This window comes from Streptomyces sp. NBC_01016 (assembly GCF_026341035.1).
GTDB lineage: Bacteria > Actinomycetota > Actinomycetes > Streptomycetales > Streptomycetaceae > Streptomyces.
Window position 1 is genome coordinate 2,432,143 of record NZ_JAPEOQ010000002.1, and the last position, 16,098, is coordinate 2,448,240.

Genomic DNA, 16,098 nt, shown 5'->3' on the forward strand with positions numbered 1-16,098 from the left:
CGGGAGGGGGGCTACACCGTGGCGGCGGCCGCGCGGCTCCAGTCGGCGCAGCGCTTGCCCCACCGCTCGACCTCCGCGCGCATGTCCTCGAAGCGTTCGGGGTGGGTGGGAGCCAGGTTGTGCTCCTCAGCGGGGTCGGCGTCGAGGTCATAGAGGCCTTCGGCCACGGCGACGGCCTCCTCCATGCTTTCGCAGCCGTTCAGGACGGCCTTCCAACGCCCCAGGCGACCGGAGAGCTGACCCTCGTACTTCCAGAAGTGCCAGCGGTCCGGTCCGGCCTCGCCCGCCGCCAGTTCGGCGAGCACCGAGCGGCCGTCGAGGTTCTCGTCGATCGGCTGTGTGCCGTCGACGGCTTCGAGGACGGTGGGCAGCACGTCGGACATGCAGCCGACGACGGCGCCGTCGCCGCCCGACGGGAGGCCGGCGGGCCAGGAGATGATCGTGGGTACGCGGACGCCGCCCTCGAACAGCGAGCCCTTGTGGCCGCGCAGACCGCCGGCCGAACCGCCGTCGTAGGAGATCTCCTCGCCGTCGAGCCAGTTGCGCTCCTCGATGGAGGGGCCGTTGTCGGAGGAGAAGAGAACGAGTGTGTTCTCGCGCAGCCCCAGGCGGTCCAAGGTGGCGAGGATTCCGGCGATCGCGTCGTCCATGGCCTTCACCATGGCGGCCATCATCTGCCGCCCGGCCGGCAGGTGCGCGAACTGGGCCACGTACTCCGCGGGGGCGTGCATCGGATAGTGCGGTGCGTTGAACGGGACGTAGCAGAAGAAGGGGTTCTCCGCGTTGCGCTCGATGAAGTCGGCGGCGCGGTGACCGATCACCGTGGTGAGGTACTCGCCGTTGTACCAGACCTCGTCCTCGCCCTCCCACAGGTCGTGCAGGGGGTTGTGATCGCCCCAGTAATAGATGTGGGAGTAGTAGTCGACGCAGCCGGCGAGGAATCCGAAGTGTTCGTCGAATCCCCGCTTGAGGGGCCCGTACTCGGGGTCGACGCCGAGGTGCCACTTGCCGAATATCCCGGTCGCGTAGCCGCGCCCTCGCAACTCGCTCGCGAGGGTGGGCTGCTCGGGCAGGCCGACGGTGCGCCGGGTGCCGCCGAGGATCGCCTCGACTCCGGCGTGCGCGGGGTGGCGCCCGGTGAGCAGGGAGGCCCGGGACGGAGAGCAGACAGGGGAGTTCACGTACCACTGCGGCAGGCGCACGCCGGAGGCGGCGAGACCGTCGAGGGCGGGTGTGTCGAAGTCGTCGGCGCCGAAGCAGCCGAGGTCTCCCCAGCCAAGGTCGTCGGCGTAGATGACGACGACGTTCGGGCGGTCGGTCGGTGTTGTCATTCCTTGACGCTCCCAGCAGCCATTCCGGCGACGAGTCGTTTCTGTGCGAAGGAAAAGAGCACGATGGTCGGGACCGTGGCCACCGTCGCGGCGGCCATGATCATTCCCCAGTCGCTGGCGTACTCCCCGAAGAACGAGGAGAGCCCCACCTGGACGGTCTTGTGGTCGTTGCTTGTCATCAGCACGCTGGAGAAGAAGTACTCCTCCCAAGTCGCGATGAACGTGGTGATGACCACGGTGGAAATGCCGGGCAGCGCGACCGGCACGATGACCCGGAAGATGACGCCGACTGTCGAGCAGCCGTCGATGCGTGCCGCCTCGTCCAGGGCGAGCGGGATGGTGTTGAAGTAGCTCAGCGTCAGATAGATCGCGAGCGGCAGTGTCATCGCGACGTAGACGAGGGTCAGACCCACGTACGAGTCCAGTAGGCCGAGCTCGCCGAGCGCGATGTACATCGGCGTGATCAGCACGACGAAGGGCAGGAGCTGCGTCGCGAGGACCACCATCAGGATCGAGCCGCGCAGCCGGAAGCGGTAGCGGGACAGCCCGTACGCGGCGAGGCAGGCGAGCACCACGGTGCAGGCGGTGCTCGCGACGGAGACCAGGAGGCTGTTCGCGAGGTAGCGGCCGAAGTCGGAGTCGGCGAACAACCGCTGGTAGGCGCCGAAGCCCAGGCCGTGCAGGTACTCGCCGACCGGCACCTTCGCGGCGAGCGCCGTCGAGGGCCGCAGGGAGGTGAACACCATCCACAGCACCGGAAAGACGATCACCAGCAGGATCGCGAGGGTCGGAACGACCACCAGCAGGTCGCGGGCCCGGCGGCCCGAGGCGCGGGGGCGGACGGCCGCTCGGCCGGAGGCGCCGGCCGTCGTGGTCGGCCGTGTCGTGACGTCGGTGGTCATGCGGACCGCCCCTCTCGTTCTCCGGTCATCCGCAGGTACACCATGGCGAACAGGGCCATCACCAAGGTCATGACAATGCCGATCGCAGCGCCCTCCCCGAGGTGATTGGAGACGAACGCCGCCGAATACAGGCGGGTGGCGAGGACCTGGGTGTACGTACCGGGGCCTCCGGCGGTGGAGAGCCACACGTAGACGAAGTTGTTGAACGTCTGGATCACGGTCATCAGGACGACGACCACCATGACGGGGCGCAGGCCGGGCAGGGTGATGTACCGGAAGGACTGGAAGCGGCCCGCCGAGTCGAGGGCGGCGGCCTCGTACCGCTCTTTGGGTATGGACTGCAGGCCCGCCATCAACACGACGATGACAAAGGGCAGTTCGCGCCAGACGATGATGGTGGCCACGGCCCACCACGCCGTGCTCGTCTGCGCGAGGAACGCCTCGCCGTGCGGCAGGATGTGCAGGGCGACCAGGAACTGGTTGAGGACCCCGGTGTCCGCGTCGAAGATCCACTTCCAGCAGGCCACCGCCACCACGGGCGGCACCATCCAGGGGACCAGGACGAGGGTGCGGCTCAGGCCCCGCATTCGCCAGCGCTCCAGGACCGGGCTCTGCAACAGCAGGGCGAGTCCCAGGCCGATCGCGAGCCGAGCCACCACGGTGACGACGGTCAACCAGACGACCGTGTTGAACGTGGCGGAACCGGTCTCCGGATCCTGGAAGAGCTTCACGAAGTTGTGGAAGCCCACCCACTTGGCATCGCTCGGCAGGTCGTAGGGGGTCAGTTTCTGGAAGGCCAGCACCACGTTGTAGATGCCGGGGAAGAGGAAGAGGACGCCGATGACAATGAGCGCCGGGAGCGTCAGCGCGTAGGGGAGGCGGTTGGCCGAACGGGGAGCGTCGGTCGTACGGGAAGCCATCGGGCGCTCAGTCCTCCAGTGCCTGGTCGAGGCCGTCGAGGATTGTGCCCGCCGCGTCCTCGCTGGATCGCTGGCCGGAGTAGACGGCCGAGAAGTTCTGGTCCACCACCTCCTGGAACGAGGTGATCGTCGCGCCCGACCCCAGATAGCGTCCGAACGAGCGGGCGTGCGGCAGCTGGTCGGTGTAGGCCTTCTGCGACGCCGGTACGTCCACGGTCTCGAGCGTCGTCTTCGACGCCGGGAGCTGGTCGTAGGTCTTGAACGTCGTGGCGCTCATCAGGTACTTGACCACCTTCCACGCCGCGCCGGGGTGCGCGGTGTTGCGGTTGATCCCGAGCGCGCGGCCGCCGAGGTGCGTGGCGCCGGTCTTCAGCCCCTCGGGCATCACGGCGGCCCTCAGTTCCGTGCCCGACTTCTTGGCCTGCTGCCGCAGGGGTGCGAAGGTGGACGGCGGCAGATAGCTCATCGCGCAGCTGCCGCGGGCGAGGCCGTTGACGATGGTGGGGTCGCTGTAGTCCTGCACCGCCTTGTTGCCGGCGGGGGTGGCGCCGGAGCGGAACAGGCCGGCGAAGTAGTCGATCGTGCGCGTCAGTTGGCGACGCGAGACGCCGGTTTTCCAGTTGCCGTCCGCGTCCTTCTTCACGAGCGTGCTGCCGTGCGACCAGAGGAAGTAGTTGATGGCGAACCACTGGGCGCTCGTGACGGACCCCGAGCCGGGGAAGCAGAACCCCTTGGTCGCGCCGGAGCCGTGTGCGCTGATCCGTTTGGCGTCGGCGGCCAACTCCTCCCACGTCGTGGGCGGGTGGGTGATGCGGGCGTCGGCGAGCGCCTTTGGGTTGTGGACCAGGGCCATGGTGTCCGCGGTCCAGGGCATGGCCCAGGTCTTGCCCTCGAATCGGGTCGCGTCCGTGGCGAGGAGGCCGCTCGCGCCGGCCGGCGGATCCTTGTCGAGGTAGGAGTCCAGCGGCAGCAGGATCCTCGGCCTGGCCAGGAACTGGACGTCGCTGTAGCCGATCTGGTCGATGTCGGGGCCCGAGCCCGAGTTGGCCTCGCGTGCGAACTGCTGCACGTTGTTCGGGCTGAGCGTCTCCAACTCGACCTGGATGTGCGGGTGGCGCTCGTTCCAGGTGTGGATCGCGGCAGCCAGTCCCTTGGTCTCGCTCTCCGGGTCGAACTGCCGCAGCACCAGTTTCACCGGGCCGGAACTCGAGTCCGATCCGGAGCCGGAGCAGGCAGTGAGCGGGGCGACGAGGCAGAGCGCCAGGGCGGCCAGTGTCGGTTTCGGCAGTTTCATGATGCCTCTCCCTTGAAGATCATCACTGCGCGGCGGATGCTGGAAGCTAACACAATCAATTTGATTTGCACGAGCCCCAGTTGGTGCTTCCCGCCCCGACCTGCTGGTTTCTCATCTAGGATCTGGCGCACCCCGCGCACCGTTGCGGATCAAGGATGTTCGGCCCCCGTGGAGGTGCAGATCAGGATGGAACGACGTGGCTCCAACCTTCCGCGCGTCGGCGACTACAACCAGCTGCTCGTGCTGGACCTGGTGCGGCGCGGCGCGTGCATCAGTCGCGTCGAACTCACGCGGCGCACCGGCCTGTCGGGGCAGACCGTCTCCAACATCTGTGCGCGGCTCGTCGGCGCCGGACTCATCGAGCCCGCGGGGCGCACGGAGGTCGAGACCGGGGCGCGCAGGACGATGTTCAGGGTGGTGCCCGGCGGCCGGTACTCCGTCGGCCTGCACATCGACCCGGCCCGGATGACGGCGGTCCTGCTGAACCTTGCCGGAGAGGTGGTGGACCGGGCCTCCATCGCCACCCCGACCACGGACGGCCCCGAGGATGCGCTGGACGCGATCGTCGCCGCCGTCGACGACCTCGCGCGCCGCAACCGGGTCCCACGCCAGCGCCTTTCGGGCCTCGGTGTCTCAACCCCCGGTCCGGTCCTGGCCGATGCTGTCGTCGGGCCGCCCAATCTGCGGGGCTGGGGCGTGGTGCGCCTGCGGGAGGAACTGGAGCGACGCACCGGCCTCCCCGTCGTGTTGGAGAAGGACACCATCGCCGCGGCCACGGGTGAACTCTGGGCGGGCGGCGGCGCGTTCACTGATTTCGCCTTCGTCTACCTGGGCACCGGAATCGGCGCGGGCGTCGTTCTGGACGGCGAGGTGAAACGCGGCTCCTCCAACAACCTCGGCGAGATCGGCCACCTCAGCGGCGACCCCGACGGCCCGCGATGTCCCTGCGGCGGCCGCGGCTGCATCGCGCTCACCTGCGCGCCGGCCCATTTGGTCGCGGCCGCCGTCGATCTCGGCGCACTCGCCCCTGTCGATCTCCAGGACCATCTCGGCGTAGAGACCGCACTCACTCGACTCTGCGCGCTCGCCGACGCCGGTGACGCGAATTGCACAGCCATCGTCGAGCGGTCGGCGCGAGCCATCGGCCGCGCGGCGGGCCAGCTCGCGAACGTCCTGGATCTCGCCACGGTCGTGCTCGGCGGACCCAACTGGTCTGCCCTGTCCGCCATTTACCTCAGGGTGGTCCCTCCCATCGCCGCGTCCTTGCTGACGGTCGGCAACGTCCACGGTGTCCAGGTGTGCGGCACGACGCTGGGCGAGGACGGCGGGGCGATCGGGGCGGCGTCTCTGGTGATGTCGTCGATGGCCTCCGCACGGTCGGAGCGGTTGTTTCTTCCTGGGTGATCGGCGGTGCCGTCGGGGGCGAGTGGACCGGGGGAGCCCTGCCGGCTCCCCGCCGACGCATTCCGGCGCGACGCCGAGGGACGTGTCCGGCACATGCAAATCGTGTGCCGCTCGAGAACTCATCGCTGCTGGTCAAGCGGAACTCTGCGCCTGCCGAGAACTCCCCGCGACGGATTTCTCAAGTTTGTCCCTGTGCGTGCCGAAACCCCGTCCAGCCAGGTCGGGCCGCTGAGTGGTGGTACTCGTGGAGGATGCCTCCGAGGCGGTCGCGGCGGCGGATGTCGAGGTGGGTGTGCGGGATGGGGTTTGTGCTTGATGCCGAGGGTGGTGAGCTCGCCGTGGATGCGGCGGTAGCCCCAGGACGGGTTTTCGCTGGCCAGGCGCAGGCCGGCTCATCTGCCGGACGCCCTGACGATCCTCCGCGCGCCTGGTGTCATGTCCGCCACCCACACCCCATCCGGCTGTGCATCGACGTGACGAGCGGGGTGCGGCGCGTACCGCGGCGGACCCCGCTCGGGGTCGGGCGATCGCTAGGCGATCACCAGGGAAGTGGGCTCGTTGCTCAAGCCCAGGGGTGTGGTTGCCGAGACCGTGTTGGTCGTCGTGTCCACGCGGATGATCGTGCTGGACGTGTTGTTGGCGACCCATAGGTCGGTGCCGTCGCCGATGATGCCGGTGGGTATGTGGCCGACCGTGAGGGCGCCGGTCACGGTCGGGCGGGACGTGTCGATGATCGACAGGGTGTCGTCGTTGGCGTTGGTGACGTACGCGTGCGAGCCGTCGCCGGTGAAGGCCACGTTCCACGGGGCGAGGCCGGTGGTGATGCGTTTGGTGACCCTGCCGGTGGCGGTGTCCACCACGGCTACCCGGTTGTCCATCGGCAGGGTGACGTAGCAGGACCTGCCGTTGGGGCTCAGCGTGGCGCCGCGGGCGCGGGACAGCTCGCGCAGGACGGTCAGCCGATGGCCGTCCGCCGCGTCCAGCACGTACAGGCCGTTGCTGCAGGGAACGTACAGACGGGAGCCGTCGGGTGACACCGCGACCGTGTACGGGGCCTCACCGGCCTGGTACGTGGCGGTCACCGTGTCGGTCGCGACGTCGATCACCGAGATGTCCCGCGAGCCGCCGGAGCCGGTGTCCGGGCCGGTGTCGGCCACGTATACGCGGGTGCCGTCCGGCGAGGCGGCGAGACCGTGCGGGTACACGCCCACGGTGATCTTCTTCGTGATCTTGTTGGTGGACCGGTCGACCACCGCGACCGTGTTCGTGCCGGAGTTCGCCACGTACACCTTGCCCGCGGCGGCCGTGATGCCGTACGGGTTGGTGAACCCCTTGACCGCGGCGATCAGGGTGCCGGACGACCGGTCGAGGATCGCGAGTCCGCCGCCGAGCGACGCGACATACACGGCGGGCGTGGTCGTGTCCGCCGCGGCGTCCAGGTGGCTTTGGCTGGACACCGCCTCCATGATGCCGGGGAAGTTGGTGCCCTTGCCGCGGTCGGGATAGTCGTCGCGGGCGCTGGTGCGCACCTCGTCCAGGCGGCTGGGCGAGTCGCGCAGGGCGCCGCCCCGGCGCCTGCCCGGGTTCTTCTGGGACGGCATGGGGGACGGTGACTGCTGCTGGTGCGGCGGCGTCTGGCCGGTGCCGGGAAGGGACGGCGCGGGCAGATTCCCGGCCTCGTACTCCGCCAGCCAGAACGACGGCAGCGTAGGCGGCATGGGCGGGAACCGCTTGTTCACCTTCATGCCGAGCGCGGACGTCAGGTCGCCGAAGGTCTCGCGCCGCCAGTCCGTGATGTTGGCCGCGCGCACGCCGGTGACCTGTTCCAGGAACTGCAGGACGGACGTATGGTCGAACGCCTCGCTCGCCACGTGCCCGCCGCGCGTCCACGGTGAAACGATCGTGCAGGGCACCCGGAAGCCGCCGCCGATGGGCAGCCCACCCACGAACTCGTGCGGCGTGCCGGCCGGCGGCGTGGGCGGCGGCACATGGTCGAACAGCCCGTCGTTCTCGTCGTAGTTGATGATGAAGACGGTCTTGGAGAACAGGTTCGGGTCGGACGCGACGGCCTCGAGCTTGCGCGCCACGAAGTCCGCCGCGGCGGCCGGGAGATACGCCGGGTGGGAGGACTGTTCCGACGTCGGGATGATCCACGAGACGGCGGGCAGCCGGCCGCGCTTGACGTCGTACTCGAACTGATCCGCCGGGCCGATCCGCATGCCCCGCGTGTGCAGCGGCGAGCCGGGTCTGGCGTCCTGGAACGTCTGGAAGAACTCCAGCGGGTTGCAGCCGTAGTCGTCCTCGTCCTGGTAGACGCGCCAGCTCACCCCCGCCTCCTCCAACTGCTCGGGGTAGGACTTCCAGCGGTACGGCTGCGGCACGGTGTTGTTGATGATCGGGCCGCCCGCCGTGCCGTCCGGATCGATGGTGCCGGACATGAGGTAGAGGCGGTTGGGCCAGGTGGGGCCCATGAGCGAGCAGAAGTAGCCGTCGCACAAGGTGAACGCGTGGGCCAGTGCGTAGTCGAAGGGTATGTCCTGCCATTCGTAGTAGCCCATGGTGTACGGCCCGACCGCGTCGCCATCGGCTCGCCGGTGAGCGGGCAGCCAGTTGTCCATCTTGCCGTTGTTCCAGGCCTCGTGCTGCACGGACCAGGCGTGGCTGGTGGAGGGGATGGCCTGGGCGCTCGTACGGTGCGTGTCCAGGTGCCAGGGCAGCAGGTAACCATCCGGATTCTTCGGATCCGGTTGATAGAAAACGGACTTGCCGTCCGGGAGTCTCAGCGCCTGCGGGTCGTCGAATCCGCGGACCCCGGCCAGCGAGCCGAAGTAGTGGTCGAACGAGCGGTTCTCCAGCGTCAGGATGACCACGTGCTCGATGTCGCTCAGGGAACCGGGCTTGCCGGTCGCGGCTGCCGCCGCTTGCAGATTGGGCGGCAGGTACGAGGCGATGAGCGTGCCGGCGGCGGTGCCTGCCAGGGACCCGAGCAGTCGACGGCGTGTGATCTCGGGCATGGGTGAGACCTTTCTGGCACGACAGTCGGGACGCGTTCCCCGAGCGGACAGCAGGACTTTCGATTACTCGGCCGAATGCGGATGCCTGACCTGCTCCGGTCCGCGGCTGCGGTGACGTGGGAAACGAGAGATGACTTCGATGACCATTGCACGGATGTGCCGCGAGGGGCAGTTGCGTGATCGGACTTTGCGGGCTTTTTGCGCACAGGCTGAGGGCCTGTCACCTCGTGTTGTATGCGGGTCGCGGGAGTGGCCGTAACGTGCCGTTCCGGTAGGGGACTTGACGGGGCGCTCCTCTGCGGCGGCCTCGCGTTCCGCGACCGCTGCGGCGTCGATCGGAGTCATCCACTCCGGGGTCCGGCCCCCTTTACTCGGGTGTACGGGTTCTAGCTGATCCGGGGGTTTGCTCCGGCACCGGGATGGTGCCCGCATAGATGAAAGGCCCGGGCGTGAGCGTCACGTCGACGTGAAGGAAGAATCCTGAGGCGCGTGCGACTGAACTTGCCTCACGGTGAAGGAAGTTGCCAGGATCGGGGCCAGGGTTCGGGCATCGGGGGAGGGGCGGCGATCGTGCGTGCGTGGGTGGTCAGGGCAGGGCGGCGCGGCGAGCGCGAGGCGGAGGCTCTGGAGCAGGGGTTGGCGATCGCCGGCTGGCAGGGAGTGCCGGATCTTTCCTCGTGTGCCGGACGCGGTGACGTCCGTCGTCTTGTGCAGCGTTGCGCCTGCCGAAAACCTCATCCGTCGAGGTCAGGCAGCATGTCGGTATTCGTGGAGTATGCCTGCGAGGCGGTCGTGTCGGCGTATGTTCAGGTGCGCGATTCGGTCGGGGTCGGTAATCGGTTCTGGTAATGCCCGCAGCGGGGTTGCCTGATTCATCGGCTGGTGGGGGCGGTGCTTGTTGTGGGCCTCGAACTCGCGTAGAGCGTGGCGCAGGTGGTTCTCGTTACAGATGGGCGTGCGGTCGAGGAGCTCATGGCAGCAGGTCTGTACCCGGCGTTCCATGATCGAGTTCATGCGGGGTGCGGATGCCGCTGAGGACGATCGCGATGCCGGCCTGGTTGAGGATCTGGTCGAACAGGGCGGGGAGCTTCGCGGCGCGGTCTCGGATCAGGTACTTGACCTTGGTGCTTGCTTGTTCGAGGTCCATGGCGAGGTTCCTCGCGGCTTGGGTGACCCAGTCAGCGGTGGGGTGGGCGGTGGTGCCGAGTATGCGGATGCGGCGGGTCGCGTGTTCGATGACGGCGAGCATGTACTGGCGCTTGCCGGTCAGGGTGACGGTCTCAATGAAATCCGCCGCCAGGAGGGTGCCGGCCTGGGAGCGGAGGAAGGCGGCCCAGGTCGTGGTGGTCCGGTCTGGGGTCGGGTCGATGCCCTCGGCTTTCAGGATTTCCCAGACGGTGGAGGCGGCGATCTTGATGCCGAGGGTGACGAGCTCACCGTGGATACGGCGGTAGCCCCAGGACGGGTTCTCGCGGACCAGGCGCAGGATGAGCAGGCGGATGGAGCGCACGGTGCGCGGCCGACCCGGCCGATGCCGCAGGGAGGCATTCGCGTGGTGTTGTTTGATCGGGTCGCGGTGCCATCGCAGCACGGTGTCGGGTCGCACGAGCAACCGCAGGCTGCGCAGGAGCCGGCGCGGGAGGGGGTGGAGAAGCGCGGCGAGGAAGGCCCGGTCTGCTGGTCTGAGCTTCACCCGGTTGTCCCCGAGTTGACGTTGCAGGACGGTGATCTGGTGGCGCAGGGTGAGGATCTCGGCGTTTTGGCTCGGACGCTCATGGGGAGCAGTCGTAGCAGGGCGAAGACGTTGGCCATGGTCAGGTAGGCGAGCCGGAGCAGCACGTCGATCGTCATGCTCTGATGGTCGGCGATGTCAGCGGGCTGGGTGGCCTGCGCGGACAGGGATTTCGCCAGGCGCAAGGTCAGTCGGCGATGTCGACTCCGTAGCCGCGCGCGAGGGCGTCGAGTCCGTGGTCGTAGCCCTGTCCGACGGCGCGGAAACGCCAGAGTGGGCCGCGGCGGTAGAGCTCGGCCAGGACCAGTGTGCGCTCGCTGGTGGCGGCGTCCAGTGTCGCGCGTGTCAGTGGGGCGGCGCTGTCGCCGGGTGCCGTGGCGACTTGGACGGCGCCGACGTCGCCGAAGGACGGGCCGCCGGCGATGGCCGCGGCGATCACCACCCGGTGTGAGGACGGGGGCAGGGAAGCGACGTCGACGGTGATGGTCTGTTCGGCCGGGCCGTTGGTGAGCAGGTGGACGGTGCCGCCGGGGTTCTCCGGGGCGCCGTAGAACACAAAGTCCTCGTCGAAGGTGACCTGTTCGTCCTCGTCGAGTACGAAGGCTACGACATCGACCTCACCGTGTTCCCAAGGCGCCCAGGACGCGGTGACATGCCACGGCGACGTGGGGGTGGGCAGGTCGATGACGCCACCGCGGGGGAGGACATGGGGTGTAGTGGCGCCGACAGGCGTCTCCGCTGTCCTGCATGCGGCCACGTCGGCATCGGCGCCGGGGAGGGGGACGGTGGCGGTCATGGCCGGATCGACGAGCCAGCGCTCGTCGTGCACCGAAAGCCCCAGTTCCGTGATGCGGGGCATACGTCGGTCGTTGTCCCCGCCGGGGAGGACGACGACGTCCGTGACGCTGCGCGAGAGATTGACCGCGGCGGAGCCGCCGAGTTCGACGACGAGGCTGCGCGCGCCGGCTGCCTCGGTGTGTGCGGCGCCCAGGACGAGGACGCGGCGTCCTGACAGGGGCCTCGCACCTGACCCGATGGGGGCGGGCTCGGCCTGGCGGGGGGCAGGGATGACCGGTGCCGGTCCGGGCGCCTGATGCCCCGCTCCGGCTTCTACGTCGCTGAGCAGCTGGAGGAAGGTGTCCTCGTCGATGACGGGTACCCCTTCGGTGGCGGCCCGTCGTGCCTTCGCCGATTCGGTCGTGGGTTCGTTGCTGACCAGGACGCTGGTGTGGTGGCTGACCGAGCCCATCATGTTGAGTCCGGCGGCAACGCCTCGGCCGATCAACTCGGCCCGCGCACAAACGGTTTCCCCGGTGATCGCGACTTTCATGCCCTGCCTCAGCGGTGAGCCCGGAGCCAGCCGGCCGGGATTGCGGTAGGCGCAGGGTGTCTTGGGCGGCGTGGGTGTGAACTGGGACTCGGCACGGGGCGGGCAGTTCACGAGGGGCAACTGCAGTGCGAGCCGGGCCGCCTCTTGCAGCGATGCTCGCAGGATTCCGGCCAGGACTCGCGTGTCGTCCAGCGCGTCGTGCGCGTGCCGCTGCGGTACGCCGTAGTGGGCGGCCAGGGTGCCCAGCTTCATGTCGGCTGTCGGTGGGTCCACTTGCCGGTTCAGGGCGAGGGTGCACAGCCGCTGCGAGACCGGCAGCCACGTGCGGGCCCGGGCGAACTCGTAGGCCAGGAAGTCGTAGTCGAACTGTGCGTTGTGGGCGACCAGAACACGGTTCTGCAGCATTGCGCCGATGCGCTCGGCCACCTGGTCGAAGGTGGGCGCGCCGCGCAGCCGCTCGGTGGTCAGCCCGTGCACATCGACCGGCCCCGGATCACACCCCGGATCGAGAAGTGTGGAGAACTCCCCGGTCTGTTCGCCGTCCCGGCCGATGGTGACCACGGCGACCGACAGCACCCGGTCGCGCCGGGGTATCAGCCCGGAGGTCTCCACGTCGACGAGGGCCCAGTCGTGGGCGTAGCCGTCCATGGGGGTGAGGTCGAAGGAGGGCGAGGCGAGACTCATGAGGCAAGGATGAGCGGGCATACACGGCACCTTCAACCTTCATGCACTTTTGTCTTCATATTGCAATTGTGTTCGTGGCGCTGCCAGATCAGGTGGTGGTGCCGGCGCAGTACGGTGTCGGGTCGGACCAGTAACCAGAGTCGACGCAGGGCCTGGCGTGGCAGGCGGGGGTCAGCAGGGCGGCGAGGAACGCCCGGTCCGCGGGTGTGAACTTGGTTCGGTCCGTGCCGAGTTGTCGTTCCGGGACGGTGGTCTGGCGGCGTAAGGCGAGGATCTCCGTGTCCTTCTCGCGATCGTTTATTGGTAGCAATCGCAGTGCGGAGAACAGGTTGGTGAGGGTCAGGTAGGCGGGACGGAGCGACACGAAATCATCCTGTCGCACCGTCGATGACGTTCCTGATCTGCATGGATGACATTTTCGGCCGGCGCAGGCGCAGGCGCAGGGCGAGGATTTCGATGTTCTTGTCGCGGTTGTTCGCCGGGAGCAGCTGCAGCATGGCGAAGGCGTTGGTCGCGGTCAGATAGGTCGATCGAAGCAGCGCGGTCGTTCATCATGCCGGGCTGTCACGGCGCGATGACGGGGTGAGTGGCCTGCGCGGATGGGGTTCTTGGCACGCACACCGCCGGATGACAGAGGAACACCTGGCTATGGCCGTCCCGGACCAGAAAGCGCGGGCTCATGTCACCATCACCGTCACGGGGCTGATCTGACCGGTCGCGGTGTTGAAGGGCCGGCCGGTCCTTGGACCGGTCCGCTCGACCAAGCCGTTGCAGGGCGGGCGCCGAATGATCAGTAGCGAGCATTCCACGGTCATGCCGTGGAGTAGGGAGGGTGACGCATGGCTGATTTCGGACAGCCCGCCACTGTGGCGAGTACTAGCGGTGCGTTGGTGCGGTGTCGAACCCCGCCCAAGGCGCGGGCCGCGGTGCTGTTCCTGCACGGCGGCCGTGCCGATGGCCGGTCTTCGTCACGGTCCTGGCACCTCGCGGCGCTGCGCATGCGGCCCTTCGTGCGCGCGGCCGCGGCGGCCCTCGCGGATGCCCCCGTCCTCTTGGCGCGGGTGCAGTACCGGGTGCGTGGCTGGAACGGATCCGACGCCGATGCCCTGCACGATGCGAATCGGGCACTGGACGAGCTGACCCGGCTCGTCGGCGACGTGCCGGTGGTGCTCGTGGGTCACTCGATGGGCGGCCGCGCCGCTCTGCGCGCCGCACGAGCTCCCCAGGTCGGGGCCGTTGTGGCGTTGGCCCCCTGGTGCCCGGAGGACGAACCCGTCGCACACCTGAGGGACAAAGACGTCCTCGTACTCCACGGTGACCACGACCGCGTCACCGATCCGCAGGCCTCGGCCGAGTACGTCCGACGTGCGCGAGCGTCAGGCGCGCGGGCGGACATGTCCCTTGTGCCCGGTGGCGACCACGCGATGCTGCGCAACAGCAGGCGGTGGCACCGCACCACCGCCTCGGCGGTCGTGGACTTCACCTCCCACGGGTAGTCGCGGTGGAGCCCTTCGTGGGAGACGGACACCGTCCGGCACAACGCCGTGGTGGCGCCGGATGGTTTCGACGGTGGATGCGGTGGAGGGCCTGCTGGGGCTGCGGTGTCGGGGGATGGTCCTTTTGCTGGCGATGAGTTGGTGGTGCGGGCGCAGCAGCGTGGTGGGGGTGACTGCGAAGACTCGAGGCCAGTGCTCCTGGGGGACCAGCCGGGAAAGGACAGCCAGATTCGGTCGGCGGGCTCGTAGCGGAACCGGGCGATCTGGCGGCGCAGCACGGCGTTCTCGTGCCGCTCTTCGAGCGGGACAGGCTAAGGGTGTCGGCTCGGTGTCACGACCGGAAGGTCACGACGTGGTGTCTCGTGTGGTTCGGAAACTCATCGCCCCTGTTCAGGTTGCATATCTGTACTCATTGATGCACGCGACGGCTTCCCCCTGCCAGCGGCTGACGGGGCCATGCATGTAAGGGTGAGGCATGACGACAGAGCGATTTGATGTCACCCGGCAGATTGCCGTACCCCCGTCGGCGATCTTTGAGGTGCTGCGATCCCCGCAGGGCCACGTGGGTATTGACAGCTCAGGCATGCTGCAGTCCGCGGCGGGCGATCCGGTGAGTGCGGTGGGGGACGAGTTCGTCGTCCACATGGACCGGGAGGCTCTCGGGGACCTTCCCATGGGGCGGTACGACGTGACGGTGATCATCACTCGCTACGAACGTGACGCGCTCTTGGAATGGACGATCTCAGGCACCATCCAGCCGCCCATCCGCCACCTCTACGGGTATCGCCTCGAACCCAACGAGAAGGGCACGCTCGTCACGTCCTACTACGACTGGAGCCAGATCGACGACAAGTACCGTGAGGCGGGCGTCTTTCCGGTCATCCCGGAGGCTGGTCTGCGGGCCACGCTGGGAATCCTTGCTCGCACTGTTGAGAATGGGTCGTTCGCCCGCTGACGGCGCCTCAACCGTGTCCTGTGGTACTCGAAAAGTCATCGCTGCTGCTCAGCCCGCATATTGGTACTCGTTGATGGTGCCGCCGGGGATACGGGTTCGGGGAAGTCTGCAGCCTTCGAGGTTGTGGACGGGGGTGGTCGGCTCGGTGGCCTCGGGAGGTCGCTGGTGCCGGGCACGGTGCGGTGTAGGCCGTGCCGGGCGAACTCGGCCAGTGCCCGTGTGGCGTGGGCCTCGTTCAGGACCAGGACGTGGTCGAGGGCTTCGCGGCGGATGGTGCCGATCACTGGCTCGCAGTGCGGAACGCCCTGGCGTACAGGCGCTTCCCCGGCACGGTGTCCAGATGGAAGAAGTCCGTGGCCACGATGCCGTCGGCCTGCGCGGTCAGGACATCGCGCCAGGTCGGGCCGGTGCGGCGTGGGGCCGGGTCGAGACCTGCGGCGTTGAGGATCTTTCACACGGTGGAGGAGGCAATGGGGTGCCCGAGCTGGGGGAGTTCTCCTTGGGTTCTCCGGTGCCCCACCGCGGGTTCTCGTGTGCCAGTTGCAGTACCAGGTGCTTGAGGGGGGCCGCGGTGGGCGGGCGACCGGTGCGTGCGTGCCACGTGCTGTGGTCTCACTTCGCGGCGGTCAGCTGGCGATGCCAGGCCGGCGGCGTGCCTGGGATGACCGGGAAGACCCGGCTCCATCGGTGACGGGGTATCAGGGTGGACAGCGCCGCAAACCACAGCCAGTCGGAGGGCTCGTGGCGAACCTGGATCTTCAACTGCCGCCGCAGCACGGCGTTCTCGTGCCGCACCACCCGCACTTCCGCGTCCTTCTCGCGGTTGCTCATCGGCAGCAACCGCAGTGCGGCGAACATATTGGTGACGGTCAGGTAGGCGGGACGAGGCAGCACGAGTGCTGATCCTGCCGCACCGTTGGAGACGCTTCTGAGCTGTGTGGACGACATTTTCGGCAGCCGCAGAGTCATCGAGGGATGGCCCGCTGTGACCAATCCGGGCAGCGCTGCTGTCCGTTGGCCTCCTGGGGGCGACATG

12 protein-coding genes and 2 pseudogenes are annotated in these 16,098 nt (G+C 68.3%); 3 read left to right on the top strand and 11 right to left on the bottom strand.

Going from position 1 to position 16,098, the window contains the following annotated elements; translation table 11 throughout:
- Positions 1 to 11 precede the first annotated feature (11 nt).
- From OG746_RS37810 to OG746_RS37825, 4 genes are read right to left on the bottom strand one after another with little or no spacing between them, the layout of a single operon-like run.
- Positions 12 to 1,331, bottom strand: coding sequence for a sulfatase-like hydrolase/transferase (locus OG746_RS37810; protein WP_266722995.1), 1,320 nt, complete (start codon positions 1,329 to 1,331; stop codon positions 12 to 14).
- Positions 1,328 to 2,233, bottom strand: a complete 906-nt coding sequence (locus tag OG746_RS37815) for a carbohydrate ABC transporter permease (RefSeq protein WP_266722997.1) — start codon at positions 2,231 to 2,233, stop codon at positions 1,328 to 1,330. The genes OG746_RS37810 and OG746_RS37815 overlap by 4 nt, the downstream gene beginning before the upstream one ends.
- Positions 2,230 to 3,153 carry a carbohydrate ABC transporter permease gene (locus tag OG746_RS37820; protein WP_266722999.1) on the bottom strand — a complete coding sequence of 308 codons (924 nt, stop codon included), beginning with the start codon at positions 3,151 to 3,153 and terminating at the stop codon, positions 2,230 to 2,232. The genes OG746_RS37815 and OG746_RS37820 overlap by 4 nt, the downstream gene beginning before the upstream one ends.
- Before the next feature lie 7 nt (positions 3,154 to 3,160).
- Entirely contained in the window at positions 3,161 to 4,447 is a 1,287-nt protein-coding gene (locus OG746_RS37825) for an ABC transporter substrate-binding protein (RefSeq protein WP_266723001.1), read from the bottom strand.
- Positions 4,448 to 4,633: 186 nt separating this feature from the next.
- Here OG746_RS37825 and OG746_RS37830 point away from each other — a divergent pair, with 186 nt between their 5' ends.
- On the top strand, positions 4,634 to 5,851 hold the full coding sequence (locus tag OG746_RS37830) for an ROK family transcriptional regulator (RefSeq protein ID WP_266723003.1): 1,218 nt from the start codon (positions 4,634 to 4,636) through the stop codon (positions 5,849 to 5,851).
- Between the two features lie 530 nt (positions 5,852 to 6,381).
- On the opposite strand, the gene OG746_RS45475 is transcribed toward OG746_RS37830, so the two are convergent.
- From OG746_RS45475 to OG746_RS37855, 6 genes and pseudogenes are all read right to left on the bottom strand, one after another.
- The gene (locus OG746_RS45475) at positions 6,382 to 7,596 is read right to left on the bottom strand and encodes a YncE family protein (protein ID WP_524540551.1); all 1,215 of its coding nucleotides are present in this window, start codon (positions 7,594 to 7,596) and stop codon (positions 6,382 to 6,384) included.
- Positions 7,596 to 8,865, bottom strand: a pseudogene (locus tag OG746_RS45480) (alkaline phosphatase family protein); the annotation flags it as partial. The gene OG746_RS45475 and the pseudogene OG746_RS45480, both read right to left, overlap by 1 nt.
- Positions 8,866 to 9,612: 747 nt before the next feature.
- Positions 9,613 to 10,704: pseudogene (locus OG746_RS37840) on the bottom strand (integrase core domain-containing protein).
- Positions 10,705 to 10,784: 80 nt separating this feature from the next.
- Positions 10,785 to 12,611 (bottom strand): TerD family protein, encoded by a 1,827-nt coding sequence (locus OG746_RS37845; protein ID WP_266723006.1) that lies wholly within the window; start codon positions 12,609 to 12,611, stop codon positions 10,785 to 10,787.
- A gap of 88 nt (positions 12,612 to 12,699) precedes the next feature.
- A complete protein-coding gene (locus OG746_RS37850) occupies positions 12,700 to 12,975 on the bottom strand; it encodes a hypothetical protein (RefSeq protein WP_266723007.1) in 276 nt (91 codons plus the stop codon).
- Between the two features lie 4 nt (positions 12,976 to 12,979).
- On the bottom strand, positions 12,980 to 13,108 hold the full coding sequence (locus OG746_RS37855; protein ID WP_266723009.1) for a hypothetical protein: 129 nt from the start codon (positions 13,106 to 13,108) through the stop codon (positions 12,980 to 12,982).
- Positions 13,109 to 13,450: 342 nt separating this feature from the next.
- Between OG746_RS37855 and OG746_RS37860 the strand changes: the two genes are divergently transcribed.
- Complete coding sequence (locus tag OG746_RS37860) at positions 13,451 to 14,107, top strand: alpha/beta hydrolase (RefSeq protein WP_266723011.1); 657 nt, start codon at positions 13,451 to 13,453, stop codon at positions 14,105 to 14,107.
- A 475-nt stretch (positions 14,108 to 14,582) separates the two neighbouring features.
- Positions 14,583 to 15,062, top strand: a complete 480-nt coding sequence (locus OG746_RS37865) for an SRPBCC family protein (RefSeq protein WP_266723013.1) — start codon at positions 14,583 to 14,585, stop codon at positions 15,060 to 15,062.
- Positions 15,063 to 15,674: 612 nt separating this feature from the next.
- Here the strand turns inward: OG746_RS37865 and OG746_RS37870 are convergent.
- Complete coding sequence (locus OG746_RS37870) at positions 15,675 to 16,031, bottom strand: hypothetical protein (protein WP_266723015.1); 357 nt, start codon at positions 16,029 to 16,031, stop codon at positions 15,675 to 15,677.
- Positions 16,032 to 16,098: the final 67 nt, after the last annotated feature.

Coding starts and splice junctions, on each gene's coding strand:
- OG746_RS37810 (WP_266722995.1), bottom strand. CDS start 1,331: ATGACAACACCGACCGACCGCCCGAACGTCGTCGTCATCTACGCCGAC.
- OG746_RS37815 (WP_266722997.1), bottom strand. CDS start 2,233: ATGACCACCGACGTCACGACACGGCCGACCACGACGGCCGGCGCCTCC.
- OG746_RS37820 (WP_266722999.1), bottom strand. CDS start 3,153: ATGGCTTCCCGTACGACCGACGCTCCCCGTTCGGCCAACCGCCTCCCC.
- OG746_RS37825 (WP_266723001.1), bottom strand. CDS start 4,447: ATGAAACTGCCGAAACCGACACTGGCCGCCCTGGCGCTCTGCCTCGTC.
- OG746_RS37830 (WP_266723003.1), top strand. CDS start 4,634: ATGGAACGACGTGGCTCCAACCTTCCGCGCGTCGGCGACTACAACCAG.
- OG746_RS45475 (WP_524540551.1), bottom strand. CDS start 7,596: ATGAAGGTGAACAAGCGGTTCCCGCCCATGCCGCCTACGCTGCCGTCG.
- OG746_RS37845 (WP_266723006.1), bottom strand. CDS start 12,611: ATGAGTCTCGCCTCGCCCTCCTTCGACCTCACCCCCATGGACGGCTAC.
- OG746_RS37855 (WP_266723009.1), bottom strand. CDS start 13,108: ATGCTGCAGCTGCTCCCGGCGAACAACCGCGACAAGAACATCGAAATC.
- OG746_RS37860 (WP_266723011.1), top strand. CDS start 13,451: ATGGCTGATTTCGGACAGCCCGCCACTGTGGCGAGTACTAGCGGTGCG.
- OG746_RS37865 (WP_266723013.1), top strand. CDS start 14,583: ATGACGACAGAGCGATTTGATGTCACCCGGCAGATTGCCGTACCCCCG.
- OG746_RS37870 (WP_266723015.1), bottom strand. CDS start 16,031: ATGACTCTGCGGCTGCCGAAAATGTCGTCCACACAGCTCAGAAGCGTC.